Raw genomic sequence first — 16,644 nt, forward strand, 5'->3', positions numbered from 1 at the left:
CCGCCGCCCGCGGCAATTCGGGTGGGCACGACAACGGCACCCGAACGGCGGCAAACACGAACCCTCTCCTCGGGTGAACACCCGAGGAGAGGGACGGTAGCGCTTCAGAGCGTCATCGCCCACCCCTGCACGGGTTAACGAAAAGCCACGTTCGTGGTTCCGGTCTCCGTGAACTTGCAAAAGGGTGGCAAATGAACGGCGGGATCAGGCGTGTGATCAGGTGCGTTGATCAGGCGACACCGTCGGCCTTGGCGGCAACCGCCACAGCTGCGGCAACCTCGGGACCGACGCGCGGGTCCAACGCGGACGGAACAATTCGGTCTGGACCCAAATCATCTTTCGCGACCGCCAGAATTGCGTCCGCGGCGGCGAGCTTCATGCCCTCGGTGATCCGTCGCGCACCCGCATCCAGCGCCCCGCGGAAAATGCCGGGGAACGCGAGCACGTTGTTGATCTGGTTCGGGAAGTCGCTGCGGCCGGTGGCCACGATCGCGGCGTGCCGGGCGGCGACCTCCGGGTGCACCTCGGGGTCCGGGTTGGACAGCGCGAACACGATCGAGTCGTTCGCCATGCTCGCGATCAGGTCCTCGGACACCTGCGACGACGACACGCCGATGAAGACGTCCGCGCCGCGCAGAGCCACGTCGATGCCGCCGTCGAGGTTGCTCTTGTTGGTGACCGCCGCGATCTGTTCCTTGACCGGGTTCAGGCCGGCGCGACCGGTGCGGACGATGCCGCGCGAGTCGAGCAGCGTGATGTCACCGGCACCGGCGGCGATCAGGATCTTGGCGATCGCGATGCCCGCGGCGCCCGCACCGGAGATGACCACCCGCTGGTCGCCGATGTTCTTGCTGAGCACCGTGTTCGCGCCGTTGAGGGCGGCGAGCGACACGACCGCAGTGCCGTGCTGGTCGTCGTGCATGACCGGGCAGTCGAGCGCCTCGATCAGCTTCTGCTCCAGCTCGAAGCAGCGCGGCGCGGAGACGTCCTCGAGGTTCACCGCGCCGAACGACGGGCGCAGCCGGACGAGCGTCTCGACGATCTCGTCCACGTCCGTCGTGTTGAGCACGAGCGGGATGGAGTCGAGGCCGCCGAACGTCTTGAACAGCGCGGACTTGCCTTCCATGACGGGCAGCGACGCGCTGGGGCCGATGTCACCGAGGCCGAGCACCGCGGTGCCGTCGCTGACGACGACGACCAGGCGGTGCGCCCAGGTGTACTTCGCGGCGAGGCTGGCGTCCGCCGCGATGGCCTTGCTCACTCGTGCGACACCAGGGGTGTACGCGATGGACAGCGCTTTCGGGTCAGCGAGCGAGGCGGTCGCGCCGACCTCGAGCTTCCCGCCCAGGTGCGCGTTGAAGATCTCCTCGTCCGTCAGCTGCGTCGGATCGGAGTTCTCGGTACGGGCTTCGTTCACTGCTGTCACGGCGTCCCTCCTGCGGTGCGGGCGGCGTAGTAGCCCCGGACATGGGCTCATCACCAAACGGCGCACCGGCCCAGCGTTGTCACGCCGGGTACACGGGGCCTTGAAACTCGGTCGACTTCGCCGACGAGTTTTGCGTCGGAGAAGCGCCCGAGTGCTGCGGGTGACGGAAGTGTGGCAGGGTCGCGGTCCGCTGTCTGCGGCGGGGATCACACTTTTTCCGCAGGTCAGAGGGCATGTAGCAAGACGTCCGTCCGGTTTTCTGCACCGACCGGTCGGTTTATGCAGGCAGGAAGCACCCGATCGGTCAAGAAACTTTGACGCCTTAGAGTGACGGCATGCAGGCGAGTTCGCTGAAAATTGACGGCGCGTTCGAGTTCACTCCTCGGACATTTCCCGACGACCGCGGCGTGTTCGTCTCGCCGTACCAGGAGGCTGCCTTCATCGAGGCCGTCGGACACCCGCTCCGAGTAGCCCAGACCAACCACAGCGTCTCCCGGGCGGGCACCATCCGCGGCATCCACTACGCGGACGTCCCGCCGTCCCAGGCCAAGTACGTGTTCTGCCCGCGCGGCTCGTTCATCGACATGATCATCGACATCCGCGTCGGCTCCCCCACGTTCGGCCAGTGGGAGGCCGTGCACGTGTCCTCCACCAAGTGCAACGCCGTCTACCTGGCCGAAGGCCTGGGCCACGCGATGATCGCGCTGGAAGACGACACGACCATGAACTACCTCTGCTCCACCGTCTACAACCCGTCCGGCGAACACGGCCTGACCCCGCTAGACCCCGCGTTGGACCTCCCGTGGCCGCGCGAGCTCGAATTCCTGCTGTCGGAGAAGGACACCTCCGCCCCCACCCTGGCCGAGGCCTACGAAGCGGGCGTGCTGCCGCGCTACGACGACTGCGTGGCGCTGTACGCGTCCCTCAAAGTCTGAACCGCGGCCTCGGCCATAGTCGAGCTTTGACGACTCCGAGCACCTCCGCAGGTCCGAGGTGTTCGGAGTCCGTGCTCGCGTACGGGTTGTCTCCCACCACGTGCCACCCTCCGTCCACTTCGTGGGAGGCACGCTTGACCGACAGTTGACCCGGCCTGCCGGCCCACCTGACGAGCACCACCTGACCAACTTTGGGCCGCACACCCCACCTGACCAGCACGATGTCCTCGTCGCGAAGAGCAGGCGCCATCGAGGGCCCCCGCACGAGCACGGTGGAAAGACGCGGTCTCAACGATCACCCTTCGGTCAGCCGGAGTAGGGTTCTTACCTGTCGGAGCATCCACTGTCTTTTCATTCTGGGAGGAACGATGCGACTCGTGTCGCGCATTCTCCGCCCGCGCGTCGAAGCCACCGCGCACTGCGACCTGCCCTGCGGCGTCTACGACCCCGCACAGGCCCGCATCGAGGCCGAGTCCGTCAAGGCGGTCCAGGAGAAGTACCAGGCCAACGAGGACCCGGAGTTCCGGGAGCGCGCCGTCCTGATCAAGGAACAGCGCAGCGAGCTCGTCAAGCACCACCTGTGGGTGCTGTGGACGGACTACTTCAAGCCGCCGCACTTCGAGAAGTACCCCGAGCTGCACGACCTGTTCAACCGCGCCACCAAGGCCGCGGGTGCGTCGGGCACCAAGGGTTCGATGGACCCCGCGTCGGGTCAGGCCCTGCTGGACCTGATCGCGCAGATTGACAAGATCTTCTGGGAGACCAAGCAGGGCTGAGCTCAGAGCCTCGCAAACGACGCTGACCAGCGAAAACTTTGTTCGTCGGTCAGCGTCGTTTGTCGTCTCTTGGCGTTGCTTCACGGCCCCAGGACGGCCCAAGCTAGTCCACTTTGGACGAGTCCGCCAGGCCGCTGCGACCGTTCATACCTGAACGAACATTGACGTCCATTCGAACGCATGTGCGATGGTGTTCGGGTGCGGATGACATGGCAGCAGGCAGCGCATTTCGACGCTCAGGTGGACCTACTGCGCAAGCTCGCCAACACCTCTACACGGTTCACAGTCGCCGAGCTGGACGGACAACCCGCGCTCGTTGATGACCGGTTGCAAAGAGGCGAATGCGTACGGATCGATGGCCCATCTGCACCGGACCTCATGCGGCATCTGTTCCACCTCAACCACTACGCGCTCTTGTCGCTGGTCGGCCTCCTCGAAGCAGCCCGCGGCACCAAAGCGCAGCCAGAGTCGATTGAACTCTTGAGGCGCCTGAAGCTTGACCAGAACCCGTTGCAGCAGCCGCCGAATCGCTGAGCTTGCAACTGTCCGAGGACATCACCAACACAAGGACAGCGTGCGCCGCCGATGAGGATCAGTGAATCGATGAGCTGGATCTGCCTGGTGGCAGGGCCTGCTGTCCCCCGATCTTCATCCTGAGCAGGGTCTCCAGCAGTGTTCTCAGGACAGCTTGTGCGGCCTTAAAGACACTGCTGCTCAGCTTCCTCTGAAGGTCCCAAATGTGCACCTCGATGTCCACAACGAGGTCGAGGGATGCGGAGCGAGTGGTCTTGTAGCCGTTGACTGCTGCAAGGTTCGCAACGATCGCCTCCTGCTTCCGCAGTTCACGAGCTAGCTGTTCATGCCTGCTCGGGCGGTCGAACCACCTGTACTCGTTGGCTATCCGGACCAGCTCGTCCCGCACCTTCTCCAGATACCGAATGATGTGAGGAGTAGGCAGGTCTGCCCGGCACCGACCACATCGAAATCCGACGTTCCCTGGACGAGTCAGACGATTCCAAGTTCGACAGTGCTTGCACAGGATGCGTTCCTCGCTCACCTACAGCCACCTCTCACGACTGCCTCCGAGGTCGCGTTGGACGACGCTGCCGTTACGCATTGGCCGGCACAGACACGCAGCAGAGCATGTCTCCGCAGACGAGATGATCATCGACAGGCCATCCGTGATGATCTAGGCGGAGTGCTCATGCAGGTCAAAAGCCCTGGTGATCACTACATAGCCTTCTCCGTCCCGTGAAGCATGACAACGGCAGCCAGTCAGTGTCAGCTGGTGTCTTGATGAGGGTCGAGTCGGTTGATCTTGTTCTGCGGCATATGTACATGCCCGCGCTCGTGACGCAGCCGTAAACCGTCCGGCGGCGCACGGAAACGAACCTCGGCGATGGCAAGCGTCCGAACCATTTTCACTCGCTCGCACCTTCCAAGAGGGCTAGCGTCAGTACTATGTCCATGGAATCCACGACTGCGCCGGAGCGCACGGCGCAAGTAGACAAGCCGGCGTTCCACTGCCCGTCGTGCGGTGTCTTCGCTAAGCAGACGTGGGCAGCCTTGCTCAAGGAAACACGTCTAGGCCCAGGTGTTCCAGTAGAGGTCGAACGGGTACCGGGCAAGTGGCTGGGACGCGCCACGCTCCGCATCGCCACCTGCCAGCACTGTGGCGATCACTCGATCTGGCGGAGGGATCGGATGATCTTTCCGGTTGACACCATGGGATCGAGCGCCCATCCCGACATGCCCGTCGAAGTGCGCGCTCTTTACGAAGAGGCTGCCGCTGTGGCCTCAAAATCTCTGCGCGCCGGCACAGCGTTCGCCAGAGTTGTTGTCGAGCGTTTGCTCAGGACCGTCGATCCTGATGCCCCGTCAAGGGCCACCCTTGAGCAACGGATCGACCGGGTTTCCTGCCAAGTGAGCTCGTCGCTGCTGAAGTTGCTGCACATCGTTCGGATTGCGGGCAACGGCGCCGTTCACATCGATGACAGCCCTGATGCCATTGTGATTACAGCCCTGGATGCGGAGCACGGGCCAGAGCTGGTCGAAATGCTCCTAGACGCTGCCAACCGTCTGGTTGATGAGCTGATCACGCGCCCTGCTGCGGTCGATCGGCACTGGAGCGCGCTGCCGCCTAGCAAGGCCAAAGGACCACAGGTCCAGCCGACCGACAACTGACGACCCGTTCAAAGCTATCGAAGGCAAGCCTGTGGGCTGGTCGACGCCGCCAAGGCGTTGAGCTGTCCACAGGCGCGGCAGCCGAGCGCCGCGACCAGCCCATCAAGACGCTCTCCGCGCGCTCGTTCACCTCAGCCCACTCGACACTCGTTGTAGCAGTTCGCTCAAAGGGACCTGAAGATGCCGCCGCATCGGATCGTGCACAAACGGCAGCCTGCAAAGCCTGGCCACAACGTTTGATGATCTTCCGAACATGCACGCCATAGTGATCCGGAATCTACATCGAACATCGCCCATCACGCGTTACAGAGGAACCATTTCACTCGACACGCGCAGGGGACACTCCTGGCACACAGGGGTGCATCAGCACTAGACTCAGCGCCTTGTTGGGTATACCAGTAGGGCGAAAGCCTTGTACTTTGCGGGAAGTGAAATATGGCGAACGTGCACGAGCAGCTTGCTAAAATGATGAAAGCAAACAAGTTCGAGCCGTTCATCAGATACATTCGTTTTCCGTACTTCAGGAATATCCGCGAAGGAACACAGATAGACTTTACTCATCCCGTCACGGTATTGGTCGGCCCCAACGGAACGAACAAGACCGCAATGCTTCGAGCACTTCAGGGCTGCCCCGACACTTACAACGTCGGAAATTACTGGTTTTCAACCGATTTGGACCCGATCGAGGGAACAAGTAACCATCGGTTCATCCATGGCTATGTCGCTAATAGCACTGGCGAGATGGTCGAGGCAATCAAAATGCGAATCAAGAAGCCGGATAATCCTGATTATTTCGAGCCTTCACGTCCGATCGTCAGGGACGGCATGTCTCGACTTACTAGGCTGAAGTCAGACGCTCCCGTACCCCCCGAGCGAACCCAGACCAGATGGAAAGCCATACCAAAGAAAGTTACATACCTAGACTTTCGCTCAGAATTGTCCGCCTACGACAAGTTCTTCTATCATTTGCCATACCGGCCAGGAAGCACAAGTGCGGTCAATACCGAGAAGAAAGCTTTTATCAGGCGGAGAAGTCCGCACGTCGCACACGCCTTTGCAAGCGGACTACGATCGCACCATTGGTACGGCGCAGAGCGTATCGTTAAAAGCTCCACAACAGTGACCGAAGAACAGTGTACGTGGATCTCCGACATTTTGGGTCGCAAGTACGAGCAGATCAGATTCCTCACACATCGATACTTCAACGTAGAGGGTTCAACTGTAATCCTTTCTGCATTCGGAATGAAATACTCGGAAGCTTTCGCAGGTAGCGGCGAATTTGCCGTATCGATGATGGTGAAAAAGGTGACAGAGGCGCCAAACAACTCGCTCATCCTGCTCGATGAGCCTGAAGTTTCCCTCCACCCAGGTGCTCAGCGCAGGTTGATGGAGTTTTTGGCGAATCAGTCAAAGACAAAAGGTCATCAGATTGTGATCTCTACCCACTCGCCAGAGATCGTGCAAGGCCTGCCCGCAAACGCGATCAAGGTATTTCACGTTTCAGAGGCGGACGGCAAGGTAGATCTACTAAGCAACGAGTCTGATCCTTCAGAAGCTTTTTTTCGACTTGGCGTACGCCTCACCAATAAGAAAACAGTCTATGTGGAAGACAGACTCGCCGTCGCCCTCGTCAAGAAGGCAATCCGTCCGCTCGGTGAGTCAGCAAGCCTGCAACTCCATATTGCGGCCCTTCCTGGTGGCGCCAACGGCATGCAAGCAAGATTTGTTCCGGCCTTCGCGTTGTCAGGTACGGAGAGAAGCCTGGTTCTACTCGATGGCGATCAGCAGCCAAACGAAAAGATTAGCGATCCTGCGAATGTAGCTGATGCAGACCTCGAAAGTGTTGTGCGGGCGCAGCTGGGTTCAGATCCTCAACTTGCGCTCAACGGCTCTAACGGAGTTGCGACAGAGGGCGACAAGACTAAGCAGTTGCGCACAGTTCTCGAATGGCTGTGCCGACACGTCGACTACTTGCCTGGTCAGACTCCCGAAGAACTCCTTATCGAGATGAAAGACCTTGTGGTCGACGCGGATGCAAAGGACTACTGGAAGTCTCGCACGTACCAGGCACTTGATCGCGCCGTATGGGAAACCGTTAACTCCGATGAGATTTTTGCCGAGCAAGAACGCGCACTCGGCTCTATTGATGACAACGACCCCATGCTAGAGTGTATCCGGGCCCGTATGAGGGCTTTCTTGCAGGAGGATTGACGGGACGAGGCGGTCGTGACGGTCACAGTGGTTGACTTCTTCTCAGGATGCGGGGGAACGAGCCTCGGATTCCGTAACGCTGGAATGTCGATTATCGCTGGAATCGATAACGATCCAGACGCCGCGAACACGTACCGCACCAATTTTCCTGAGGCGACCTTCTTTGAAGAAGACATCAGAAAACTAAAGATCAAAGATGTTGCCGCAGTAATCCCCAAGGGAAATCCTGTTCTCTTTTCCGGATGCGCGCCGTGCCAGCCTTTCTCCAAGCAGAGGCGAACGGAACAAGACGACGACCCCAGGCGATTTTTGCTTACCGAGTTTCAGCGTTTTGTTGTATCACTGAAGCCCGATTATGTTGTAGTCGAGAATGTTCCCGGCATGCAAAAGGTGGAGGATGCAGGACCACTGAAGGCCTTTATTGCAGCCCTCCAAAAGCACAAGTATGACGTGAACTATAGGATTCTTGCCGCAATCGACTATGGGGTCCCTCAAGTGCGTCGGCGCCTCGTCTTGGTCGCCGCCAGAAAGACGGTTGCGGTGATGCCTCAACCAACACATGGACCTGGCGGCGAGCGCTACGCGACATTTCGAGATTGGGCCTCAGGTATTCCTGAGATCTCAGCTGGCGGAATCGACAAAGACGACCCTGATCATGCGGCAATGAAGTTGTCGCCACTCAATTTGAAGCGAATCCTCGCCACAGCCGAGGGCAGGGGTCGCGAAAGCTGGGAGGATGATCTTTTGCTGAACTGCCACCGCAGTCACAAAGGTCATTCTGACGTCTATGGCCGTCTGTCATGGGATAAGCCCGCTTCCGCCATGACCACTAGATGCCTGAGCTACTCGAATGGCCGCTACGGGCATCCCGAACAGCCTCGCGCCATTAGTCTGCGCGAGGCGGCATGCCTACAGACCTTTCCACGCGATTTTCGCTTTTCCGGATCCCTGCTTTCCAAGGGACGTCAAGTTGGCAACGCTGTCCCCCCACTTCTGGCTCAGCGCATAGCGGAAACGATACTTTCTACGCTTCCAAGGTAGTCATCACCGTTAAAACTGACTATCGTTACAATCTCGAAGCTTGTTCGTTGGCTCCGCATCTGAGCGAGTGCGCGTCCTCGATAGCTTATTCTGGCCTTCGAGGAGAGCGACAATTCGTTGGCCACGGATCACACTTGCTGCTTCGCCCTTTGTCGTGTGATGGGTGCATTGCCTGGCCTTGCTGATCAGGCACCATGGCGGTGCAATCTTTGCTCGGTCTGGGCGGGGTGGCAAGTCGCAGCTGACGGTCGAGTACGCGCACTGCTCTCCAGCGACTTCGATCTAGTCGTTGAGGAAACACCGCTGCTTACCGCGCAGGGTTGTCTTTACCAGGGCAACCGGCAGGGTTAGAACGTGGTACGTGCCACGCGATCCTGCGCATTACGGTAGTTGAGTATCCACGCTAATCTAGCGGACTCCTCCGCCGAATCTGACCTTCGCCAGAACAGGCGCACGACTGGTAGTCCCGAACACGCCCATCGCCATCCGAAAAGATGCCCTGATGTTCCGCTAGCATCGGCGCGCGGCAACTACCTAGATGAGGATGGTGACGTTGCCTACCTGGTTGCAGGCTGTTCTCCCTCTGGCTACTGGACTTCTCAGCGCAGGCGGGGCGTTCCTCGGCGTCCGCCACGCGGCCCGCGGCAACGACCGCGCCACCAAACAACGCGAAGTCGCCGCGCGCCGCGAGGAGTGGTGGCGCCGCTTCACATGGGCCGCTGGGCTTGCCTTGGACGAGCTGCCAGCGAAGCGCGTGACCGGTCTGAAGCTGCTGGGGAAGCTCGCACAGTCCGAACTTGCTGAGCGTGACGAGTGCCTATTGCTCGATGTCTTTCAGGGGCGTGTACTGGATGCGCTGCTCGACGACCTCACCCAGCGCAGCGACGGAGGGACGACCGACACATGAGCACTCCCAACGTCACCGACGAAGAGATCGCCGCCGCGCAACTCCGACTCGTGCTCGACCAGAAACTCGGTCGGGACACGCCTGATGTCATCCGACAGATCGCAGCCCTGTCCCTTACGAGACGAGTGGAAAACCGGATCGACCGGCCTGCCTCAGGCGCAGTGGCCGCATCCATTCAGACGCGCGAGGCCACGGACTCTGCCGAAGGGGAGCGCGAACCTGCTGTTAGCGACGTGGTCATAGATTTGATGGAGCAGTTGGAACGGCGGTTGGGTCGACTGGATGAAGATGCACAGAGAGTGCACATGCTGGTACAGCGTGCCGCTGAAGTCTCGGAATCTCAGGAGACAAGGCGCAGATCCGACACTGGCTATTAAGGGTTGTCACGCGGCGCCGCTGGCCGTGATTGATCATGGCGTGTCGGGATGATGCTTCGCGACGTCAGGCTTTCGAGCTTCCCTGCGGGAGCTGCTGGTCGTGCCTCGTCCGTCGCGGACAGCCCCGGTTGCCTCGTCGGCGCCGACGCGGGCCGCCAGGCCCGCTTGGAGGCGCCGAACAACACCTTCCGGGGCTGAACTCCGCGACGGGCTCGGACACGAACGACCAGCGGCCCCGCAGGGGCCGCCTTGATGAAGAAGAGAAACTCTGAACGCTGCTGCTCTAAGACTTGATCAACTGCATCAAATGGGCGGTGTTCGTCAGGTCTGCCAGCACCTTTCGAGCCCCGGCGGCCTGTAGTTCCTCGACGGTGCTTTTTCCGCTTGCCACGGCGATGACCTGTACTCCTGCGGTCAGGGCGGCGGCCACGTCCCGCGGAGTGTCGCCGATGAGCACCGTGTCGTCCGGGCCGAACTGCGTATCGAGTTGCTGAGCCGCGCGCTGCCTGGCGATCGCCACCAGCTCCGCGCGGTCGGCATGGTCGTCGCCGTACGAACTCGTCTCCAGGTCGAGGAACTGTTCCAGTCCGAGCGCGACCAGCTTAATACGCGCAACGGCCCGTAGGTTTCCGGTCAGCACCCCTTGGTGAACAGTCGGTTCAGACTCCAGCGCTACCAGGGCTTCGCGTGCTCCCGGCAGTGCCCGGGCTCGTGACGCGAACTCATCACGGCCGGCCTCGTAGCTGTCGATGAGTGCGTTCACCAGCTTGCCTACTGCCGCGTCGGTTGGCTCGATCCCGTGCAGCTTCAAGGTCTCAGCGATGATGTCCAGCTCGGTCCTGCCGCTCACGTCGGCAAGCTGCTGGAAAGGCTGGCCGAACGCCCTCGGGACCGCCCGCTCGTACATCTCCCGGCCCATGCCGCGAGACTGAAGCAACGTGTGGTCGATGTCCCAGAGCACGAGCCGTCGCAGCTCGTTCGGCGCGATCATGCTTCGAGTTTGTCACTCGGTTTGGGGTGTCGCGCTGGGGCGTAGCATCAGTGCAGGTCAACGCTTCGCAGGGGTGGGAATGGACGAACAGCTCGCGGCCATGATCGGCGAACGAGTGCGTCTGCGCTGTCTCGCGTCGCGTCTGCCGAAGACCGTGATTGCCGGGCTGGCGGGCATCACGCCCGACTACCTCTATCAGATCGAGCGCGGTCTCAAGCTCCCCACAGTCACAGTGCTGAAGCAACTGGCCGAAGTGCTGAACGTGTCGGCCGACGAGTTGTTGAGCTCCACTTCGACGCGGAAGACGTCGACTAGACCGGAGCCAGCGGGAGATGCGTTGTATCGAGCGTTCACCAGGCCAGCGGTGTCCGGTGCAGTAGCCATCGATGTGAAAGCATTGCGCCGCAACGTTTTGAACGCCTGGCAGACCTGGCAGACGTCGGCCACGCGATACAGCCAGGTCGCTCCGGAACTTCCGGCGCTCGTGATCCAGGCCGAGCAAGCCTTGCGTGACCGCGTGCACGGTTCAGCGGCTGATCAGCGAGAAGTTCAGTGCTGCGCTGCTGATCTGTATGCGTTGCTGCGCAGCGTGGCCAAGAGGTTGGGCAGGGTAGACGTCTCACTACTCGCGGCGGATCGTGCAATCCGTGCCGGCGAGAACGCGGACGATCCGCTGCGGCTGGCAATGGCCCAATGGAACCTGGCTCAGGTCTTGCTTGCCGATGGCGAAGTTGAGGGCGCCGAAGATGTCGCGATGCAGGCGGCTGAGGCCCTGTCCACCCGGCCGAACAACGACCTCGACGCCGTCGCGCTCCGCGGTGCGCTCCTGCTCGTCGGCTCCATTGCGGCCGCACGTCGAGGAGATGTCTGGCGGGCACGGGAGCGCGTGCAGACAGTCGTGCCGCTGGCGAAGCAGACCGGCGAACGCAACACGTTGTGGACGGTCTTCGGTCCAACGAACGTCGCGATGCACGCAGTCAGCGTGGAGGTCGAAGCGGGCTCAGCTGCGGACGGGCTGCGGCTGGCCGAACGGATTGACCACGACCGCTCCTCCTCGATCGAACGTCGCGTGGCGTTCCTCCTTGACCAGGCCAAGGGGCAGGTGCAGCGCCGCGACTACGGCAGCGCATTGGTCATGCTGTCCGCCACTGAACGCGAAGCACCCGAGGACCTGAGGCATCGGCCGGCCGCACACAAGCTGCTGGGAACGCTCGTGCAGCGGGCTCGGCGTTCGGTCGCGACGGAAGCCGCGCGGCTAGCCACGCGTGTTGGCGCACCTCTCTGAGCAGCAGCGCTCCCAGCCAGGCCTAGCCGACAGCTCGGGTTACTGATCAGTAGTCGACCTAGCGTCGCTGCTGTCAGGCGTCCTACAGCTGTCGTGTCGAGGAGTGCTCACCGTGTTGTCGCCCGAGGATGTCGATCTGGTCGCGGGACTTCGCAAGGTCTCGGAGCTGATGCCCGGCATCGCGTTCGACATCGTCATGGAGACCCTGCCGCCCAAAAGCGAGCGTGAGTTCGGCCGAATCCTCATCGCGCTCGGCGAGACTCTGTCCGACCGTGCTGAAAGACGATGTCCGCCTGAGCAAGCGATAGGCGGCCACGGGACCACTGACAGCTTGGGGCCGCAGTGACGACGATCTTCCATCCGTCGATGGCTGAGAGGGCGATCGGCCGCGAGCTGCGAAGGTGGCGGAACGACGCTGGTTTGAGTCTCTCTGTCGCCTGCAAGCGGGCGGGGTTTTCGGCTGCGACGCTCAGCCTGACCGAGAACGCCCTGAAGCCGTTCGACCCGCTGGACATCATGCTTCTCGGGCGCATCTACGAGCTTCCGAACCATGTCTGGAAGCAGACGGTCAAGCGGGCCGAGATTGCCGCGAGTGAACGTACCCAGAACGCGAACGTGCCGCACAGTTCGGTTGCGCTGGACGCAGCCAGAGACGTCGATGACGCTTATCTAGAAGCTGTGACGATCTGCGCTTTCGGTGTGGACGTGATCCCGCGCTTCCTCCAGACCCCTGAATACAGGATCTCTGCCGCTGCTCTGGGATGTCCTACCTATCCGGCTGACTGCCCGGAACGTACGGCAGCGCAGCAGGCTCGCTGGACAGACAGCCTGACTGCTAGGGCAGGACGCGGCCCTACCGTGAAGGCTCTGATCAGCAGGGATGCGATTCGCCGAGTAGTCGGCAACCCGACGATCACGAACGCAGCTCTCCTCCAGCTGATACGGCTCTCAGAGATTGAGACCTTCACGGTCCAGGTCACCGAAGGCGAGCCTCTGCCAGAAAACTCGTACTTCCATCTCTCCTTCCCGCACCGACAACACGGCGACGCGGTGTATGTGGAAGGCAACGGCGATGCGCGGTACATCGAAGACTCGGCCGTGTGCGAACTGGTCAGCCAGAGCTTCCGAGCACTACAACAGGTCGCCCTCAGTCCGATTCAGTCCATAGAGGTGATAGCCGAGACGGCCAGCACCATGACAGACGGAGGCAACTGAGCGCATGGATCGGGCACCACTCACGCCACGGAGCCGCGAGCTCGGCGACGAACTTCGAACCTTGCGGGAGCGGTTCGCCAGAGGGTCCGAGTTCGCCAAGTCACTCGACTGGGACCCGAGCAAGGTGTCCAATATCGAACGCGGGAAGGTACACCCGACCGACATCGACCTCGCTCAATTCCTGACCGCGTGCGGCAAAGATCGACGCTGGATCACCGAGTTCATCGGCCACTACCGGCAGGCCTTCGAACCGTACTTCGCCCAGCAGCCAACGAACTCCACGACGATCCTGTTCGCAGAACGCACGGCAACCACCATCACCGGCTATGGCGGGACGATGATCCCGGACCTGGTTCGGACTGACGCCTACACGGAGCACACGCTCCAGCAGTGCGGGGCGACCCCGGAGCAGATCCGGTCTGCCGTCCAGTCCCAACAGGAGCGCTGTTGCATTCTGCGAGCGTCCAGGCGGCCGGCGTACATGTTCTACGTGAACGAAACGGCAGTCAGAGCGCAGCTCGATGACGACCGCACGCGGATGGATCAACTGGAGCTGCTCAAGCGCATGGCGTGGGCACTTCGCGTCGTTCCTGCGGGCAAGGAGCTGCCTTCCTCATCCGGCTTCACGCTCTACGAATACGAAAAGATGCCTGCCACGGCCGTCGTCGATTGCGATGTTGCGAGAGTCTTCGCGCAGGACGATGCGGCCACGTCTCGATGCCGGAGGGTCCTAGCGCGCCTGGACCACATGGCCTTGAGTCACTCCGAGTCGAGAGACCTCTTCAGTCAGTTGCTCACGGAGGAGTACGTGGCTGCTATCGCGACCGCGTCGGGTGAGCGCCCAGACGTGTCGTGACGCTGAGCTGGGCTTTGGGGGTGCCCGAGGTTCAGCCTCGACCTCTTCGGGCACCTAGGAGAGCTGGCAGGCCAAATACCGAACCTCTAGCGTGGGCAAGGTGCACAACGTGCTTGAAGCGGACATCCCAGACGGGCCTTTCAGCTCTGATCTTGTGTCTGCTGTGTTGAAGGCGGCTTCCGCCCACACGGGGATCGACTCGACTGATGCGCGCTTGATGCGACTCGGCGAGAACGCGCTGTTTCATCTCCCGGATTCGTCCGCCGTTGTGCGCATCGCCCGGAGTCGCGATCACTGGGACGACGCAGTCAAGGAAGTGGCGGTTGCAAGCTGGCTCCACGAGAGCGGCTTGCCCGCCGCGCGGCTGTATGACCTCGATCAGCCGATCTCGGTCTCCGGGTACCCGGTGACGTTCTGGCGCTACATCGACGGTCGCAACGGCGGTCGCGGTGATGTCGGCGCCTTGGGCCGCCTGCTGCTGAAGCTGCACGAAACACCTCGTCCGACGACGTTCGAGCTGCCGGAGCAAGACATCCTCGCGCGCGTCCAGCCTCGGATCGAATCCGCCAGCGTGCCAAATGCTGACAAGCGCTTCCTGCTGAACAGGGTCGTTGAGCTTCGGGACGAGATCAACGCGCTCAAGTTCCCGCTTGAACCGACGGCGACTCATGGGGACGCACACGTCCAGAACCTGATGATCAGCGACGGCGCAGCAATCCTGATCGACTTCGAGCGCTTCTCGTGGGGTCAGCCGGAGTGGGACTTGGCCATGACGGCGACCGAGTACCTGTCCGCCGGTTGGTGGACGGCCGAGGAGTACCGCGAGTTCTGCGAGGCCTACGGCAACGATGTGACGCAGTGGGACGGCTTCAAGATCCTGCAAGCCGCGCACGAGATCAAGATGACTACGTGGATCATGCAGAACATTGATGAGTCCGAAGAGATCGCTGCCGAGTACGCCACGCGGATCGCAACCATGCGGACCGGGCACGCAACGGAGCCGTGGCGGCCCTTCTAAGCGATCCGTGTCAGCAGTGCGGCGGTTCCCAGGTCGAGGCCCGGATATTGCCGGATCACCCGCTCGACGAACAGGCGCGTGCGGTGATCGTTCGCGTGTAGCGCCGCAAGCTGTGCGTGGAAGTCGGTCAGGTAGCGCACATACCTGCTGGATTGCAGCGGACCAGCAAGATCTACCGCGTCGATCGCGAGATCAACGGCTTCCTCCAGGTCACCGTTCGTGAGCGCCCCGGCGGCCGAGACCATGCCGATGAAGGCTCGCGTCCGCGGCGGGGTGTCGTCGGGCGCGATGGCTTGCGCGGCGTAGAGCCTGGCCTTCTCCGGCTGTTTGAGGTCCCTGAAGCCGTGGGCGGCCTCCCCCGCGAGCTCCTCGGCGTTGAAGTAGCTGATCCACGGCGGCTCGTCGTCGGGGACGTGCTGGCTGAAGAAGCGCTCAGCCTCGTGCATCACGCGGGCAAACTCGCGGGCTTGGCCGTTGCTCGCCAACGCCCTGGCCTCCATCGCGAGGAACATCGCGGTAACCGCCGGCGTGGCCTTGCCGATGGTCGGCCCCTGCGCCGCACGCGCGAACTGGACGGCGTCGTTGAAGCGCCCGAGGTAGTTCGCTTGATGGCTGAGGTTCGCCAACAATCGTCCACCTAGGACGTGGTCCTGAGCTTCGCGGGCAAGCCGAAGTCCCTGCACGAAGTACCGCTGCGCTGCTCCGTGACGGCGGCCCGCGTCGTAGGCACTCCACCCGAGCAGCTGCGCCACCTCCGCGGCTGCGCTGAACAGGTCGCGCCGCTCCGGCTCGCTGTGAGTGCCTTGCAGAAGCGGCGTGATCTCGGTCTTGAAGTAGAAGAGCAGCATCTTCCGGACGTGTCCGCCCCCGTACCGGAAGTCGAGGTCCATCAGGTTCGCCGCTGTCGCGCGAATTGCCGATGCCGCCGCTCCCCCACCTCGACGCAGCTCTTCCGCATCAGCCACGTGCAGCGAGTCGCCGAACATGTAGCCGGTGATGATGCTCGGCGTCGCCTCCTGCGCCCACTGGGAACGCACAAGGGCAGGCTGGTCTTCGAGGTCGGCCGCGGTGAGCTGGCTCATCAGGTCAACGGCTGCGTCTGCACTCGGGGGGTACTCGGCGCCGTGCTCTGTCGCATCGGGGCCAACGGTCTGAAGTCCGCCGTTGAAGCCGATCTCCGCCAGGTCGACGCGCCGGCCTAGCTTGGCGCCGAGAGCAAGCGCGATGTAGTTCTGTGTCGCTGCTTTCGGCCGCGTCCCGTCGAGCCAGCGACGAACCGACACGTGATCAGCCGAGACGGTCTGACCATCGCGTTGGGCGAGTTCTCGTACTCGTGCGGCAAGCCCCTTGTTGCTCATGTCGGCTTCCGACATCACCGCAGCTAGGAGCTTGTTCGGCTCGTTGGTTCCGGTCAACTGATCA

At 61.9% G+C, this 16,644-nt stretch carries 18 protein-coding genes; 13 read left to right on the forward strand and 5 right to left on the reverse strand.

Annotated elements, in window-relative coordinates; translation table 11 throughout:
* Positions 1 to 229: 229 nt before the first annotated feature.
* A complete protein-coding gene (locus SK803_RS24925) occupies positions 230 to 1,426 on the reverse strand; it encodes an NAD(P)-dependent malic enzyme (RefSeq protein ID WP_319968508.1) in 1,197 nt (398 codons plus the stop codon).
* A 335-nt stretch (positions 1,427 to 1,761) separates the two neighbouring features.
* Between SK803_RS24925 and SK803_RS24930 the strand changes: the two genes are divergently transcribed.
* On the forward strand, positions 1,762 to 2,361 hold the full coding sequence (locus SK803_RS24930; RefSeq protein WP_319968509.1) for a dTDP-4-dehydrorhamnose 3,5-epimerase family protein: 600 nt from the start codon (positions 1,762 to 1,764) through the stop codon (positions 2,359 to 2,361).
* Here SK803_RS24930 and SK803_RS24935 read toward each other — a convergent pair.
* Positions 2,351 to 2,632 carry a S24 family peptidase gene (locus tag SK803_RS24935; RefSeq protein ID WP_319968661.1) on the reverse strand — a complete coding sequence of 94 codons (282 nt, stop codon included), beginning with the start codon at positions 2,630 to 2,632 and terminating at the stop codon, positions 2,351 to 2,353. The genes SK803_RS24930 and SK803_RS24935 overlap by 11 nt on opposite strands.
* Before the next feature lie 97 nt (positions 2,633 to 2,729).
* On the opposite strand from SK803_RS24935, the gene sodN reads away from it, so the two are divergent.
* Together sodN and SK803_RS24945 are read left to right on the forward strand one after the other, a co-directional pair.
* Positions 2,730 to 3,137 (forward strand): superoxide dismutase, Ni, encoded by a 408-nt coding sequence (gene sodN, locus SK803_RS24940; protein ID WP_030476597.1) that lies wholly within the window; start codon positions 2,730 to 2,732, stop codon positions 3,135 to 3,137.
* A gap of 198 nt (positions 3,138 to 3,335) precedes the next feature.
* Positions 3,336 to 3,671 (forward strand): hypothetical protein, encoded by a 336-nt coding sequence (locus SK803_RS24945; protein WP_319968510.1) that lies wholly within the window; start codon positions 3,336 to 3,338, stop codon positions 3,669 to 3,671.
* Positions 3,672 to 3,729: 58 nt separating this feature from the next.
* Here the strand turns inward: SK803_RS24945 and SK803_RS24950 are convergent, their stop codons facing one another.
* A complete protein-coding gene (locus tag SK803_RS24950; protein WP_319968511.1) occupies positions 3,730 to 4,059 on the reverse strand; it encodes a hypothetical protein in 330 nt (109 codons plus the stop codon).
* A gap of 539 nt (positions 4,060 to 4,598) precedes the next feature.
* On the opposite strand from SK803_RS24950, the gene SK803_RS24955 reads away from it, so the two are divergent.
* The 5 genes from SK803_RS24955 (at position 4,599) to SK803_RS24975 (ending at position 9,857) form a co-directional block, all read left to right on the forward strand.
* Positions 4,599 to 5,321 carry a DUF4145 domain-containing protein gene (locus SK803_RS24955; protein ID WP_319968512.1) on the forward strand — a complete coding sequence of 241 codons (723 nt, stop codon included), beginning with the start codon at positions 4,599 to 4,601 and terminating at the stop codon, positions 5,319 to 5,321.
* A 444-nt stretch (positions 5,322 to 5,765) separates the two neighbouring features.
* On the forward strand, positions 5,766 to 7,532 hold the full coding sequence (locus SK803_RS24960) for an ATP-dependent nuclease (protein WP_319968513.1): 1,767 nt from the start codon (positions 5,766 to 5,768) through the stop codon (positions 7,530 to 7,532).
* A gap of 15 nt (positions 7,533 to 7,547) precedes the next feature.
* A complete protein-coding gene (locus tag SK803_RS24965) occupies positions 7,548 to 8,573 on the forward strand; it encodes a DNA cytosine methyltransferase (RefSeq protein WP_319968514.1) in 1,026 nt (341 codons plus the stop codon).
* A gap of 544 nt (positions 8,574 to 9,117) precedes the next feature.
* Positions 9,118 to 9,480: a hypothetical protein gene (locus SK803_RS24970; RefSeq protein WP_319968515.1), complete on the forward strand. Its 363-nt coding sequence runs from the start codon at positions 9,118 to 9,120 to the stop codon at positions 9,478 to 9,480.
* Entirely contained in the window at positions 9,477 to 9,857 is a 381-nt protein-coding gene (locus SK803_RS24975) for a hypothetical protein (RefSeq protein WP_319968516.1), read from the forward strand. Before SK803_RS24970 ends, SK803_RS24975 begins: the two co-directional genes overlap by 4 nt.
* Before the next feature lie 283 nt (positions 9,858 to 10,140).
* On the opposite strand, the gene SK803_RS24980 is transcribed toward SK803_RS24975, so the two are convergent.
* The gene (locus SK803_RS24980; RefSeq protein ID WP_319968518.1) at positions 10,141 to 10,848 is read right to left on the reverse strand and encodes an HAD family hydrolase; all 708 of its coding nucleotides are present in this window, start codon (positions 10,846 to 10,848) and stop codon (positions 10,141 to 10,143) included.
* Positions 10,849 to 10,927: 79 nt separating this feature from the next.
* Here SK803_RS24980 and SK803_RS24985 point away from each other — a divergent pair, with 79 nt between their 5' ends.
* The 5 genes from SK803_RS24985 to SK803_RS25005 all read left to right on the forward strand — a co-directional run bounded on the left by SK803_RS24985 (position 10,928) and on the right by SK803_RS25005 (position 15,222).
* The gene (locus tag SK803_RS24985) at positions 10,928 to 12,133 is read left to right on the forward strand and encodes a helix-turn-helix domain-containing protein (RefSeq protein WP_319968519.1); all 1,206 of its coding nucleotides are present in this window, start codon (positions 10,928 to 10,930) and stop codon (positions 12,131 to 12,133) included.
* Positions 12,134 to 12,236: 103 nt separating this feature from the next.
* On the forward strand, positions 12,237 to 12,479 hold the full coding sequence (locus tag SK803_RS24990) for a hypothetical protein (RefSeq protein WP_319968520.1): 243 nt from the start codon (positions 12,237 to 12,239) through the stop codon (positions 12,477 to 12,479).
* Positions 12,476 to 13,348 (forward strand): Scr1 family TA system antitoxin-like transcriptional regulator, encoded by an 873-nt coding sequence (locus SK803_RS24995; RefSeq protein WP_319968521.1) that lies wholly within the window; start codon positions 12,476 to 12,478, stop codon positions 13,346 to 13,348. Before SK803_RS24990 ends, SK803_RS24995 begins: the two co-directional genes overlap by 4 nt.
* A 4-nt stretch (positions 13,349 to 13,352) precedes the next feature.
* The gene (locus SK803_RS25000) at positions 13,353 to 14,204 is read left to right on the forward strand and encodes a helix-turn-helix domain-containing protein (RefSeq protein ID WP_319968522.1); all 852 of its coding nucleotides are present in this window, start codon (positions 13,353 to 13,355) and stop codon (positions 14,202 to 14,204) included.
* A gap of 100 nt (positions 14,205 to 14,304) precedes the next feature.
* Positions 14,305 to 15,222, forward strand: a complete 918-nt coding sequence (locus SK803_RS25005; RefSeq protein ID WP_319968523.1) for an aminoglycoside phosphotransferase family protein — start codon at positions 14,305 to 14,307, stop codon at positions 15,220 to 15,222.
* Here SK803_RS25005 and SK803_RS25010 read toward each other — a convergent pair.
* Positions 15,219 to 16,637, reverse strand: a complete 1,419-nt coding sequence (locus SK803_RS25010) for a hypothetical protein (RefSeq protein WP_319968524.1) — start codon at positions 16,635 to 16,637, stop codon at positions 15,219 to 15,221. The two genes, SK803_RS25005 and SK803_RS25010, sit on opposite strands and share 4 nt — an antisense overlap.
* Between the last annotated feature and the right edge of the window lie 7 nt (positions 16,638 to 16,644).

Origin of the sequence: Lentzea miocenica, assembly GCF_033949945.1 — a bacterium.
GTDB lineage: Bacteria > Actinomycetota > Actinomycetes > Mycobacteriales > Pseudonocardiaceae > Lentzea > Lentzea miocenica.

Excerpts from the sequence above, each read along its gene's own strand:
- SK803_RS24975 (WP_319968516.1), top strand. The coding sequence starts at position 9,477 with ATGAGCACTCCCAACGTCACCGACGAAGAGATCGCCGCCGCGCAACTC.
- SK803_RS24930 (WP_319968509.1), top strand. The coding sequence starts at position 1,762 with ATGCAGGCGAGTTCGCTGAAAATTGACGGCGCGTTCGAGTTCACTCCT.
- sodN (WP_030476597.1), top strand. The coding sequence starts at position 2,730 with ATGCGACTCGTGTCGCGCATTCTCCGCCCGCGCGTCGAAGCCACCGCG.
- SK803_RS24980 (WP_319968518.1), bottom strand. The coding sequence starts at position 10,848 with ATGATCGCGCCGAACGAGCTGCGACGGCTCGTGCTCTGGGACATCGAC.
- SK803_RS25000 (WP_319968522.1), top strand. The coding sequence starts at position 13,353 with ATGGATCGGGCACCACTCACGCCACGGAGCCGCGAGCTCGGCGACGAA.
- SK803_RS24970 (WP_319968515.1), top strand. The coding sequence starts at position 9,118 with ATGGTGACGTTGCCTACCTGGTTGCAGGCTGTTCTCCCTCTGGCTACT.
- SK803_RS24985 (WP_319968519.1), top strand. The coding sequence starts at position 10,928 with ATGGACGAACAGCTCGCGGCCATGATCGGCGAACGAGTGCGTCTGCGC.
- SK803_RS24955 (WP_319968512.1), top strand. The coding sequence starts at position 4,599 with ATGTCCATGGAATCCACGACTGCGCCGGAGCGCACGGCGCAAGTAGAC.